The sequence below is a fragment of the Pseudomonas sp. 05T35 genome (assembly GCF_056396605.1).
Genome location: NZ_JBFTLU010000925.1, coordinates 1 through 524 on the forward strand (window position 1 = coordinate 1; position 524 = coordinate 524).

Genomic DNA, 524 nt, shown 5'->3' on the forward strand with positions numbered 1-524 from the left:
GCCATGGAGCGTGCCACTGGCCTGCTGCTGGAAATCAGCCATGGAGCGTGCCACTGGCCTGCTGCTGGAAATCACCGGTGGCGAAGCTGGTCCGATCATCGAAACCGTCAGCGAACAGCACCTGCCGTCGATTGCTCCGGTCACCCTGCGTGCCCAGCGCATCACCCAGATGCTGGGTATGGAAATGGATTCGGCCGAAGTCGAGCGTCTGCTCAGCGCTTTGGGCCTGAAGATTTCCGCGGACGGGGCAGGGCAGTGGCGCGTAGAAGTGCCAAGCCATCGCTTCGATATCAGCCTGGAAGTCGACCTGATCGAAGAGCTGGCCCGTCTGTACGGTTACAACCGTCTGCCGGTTCGCTACCCGCAAGCCCGTCTGGCACCGCAAGCCAAGGCTGAAGCGCGTAGCGATCTGCCTGAGCTGCGCCGCCTGCTGGTAGCTCGTGGTTATCAGGAAGCGATTACCTACAGCTTCATCGATCCGAAGCAGTTCGAACTGTTCAACCCGGGCGTTGAGCCTCTGTTGC

General features: G+C 61.1%; 1 pseudogene. It reads left to right on the top strand.

Annotation, left to right across the window (positions count from 1 at the left end):
• A pseudogene (locus tag AC1DH9_RS30720) lies at positions 1-524 on the top strand (phenylalanine--tRNA ligase subunit beta); the annotation flags it as partial.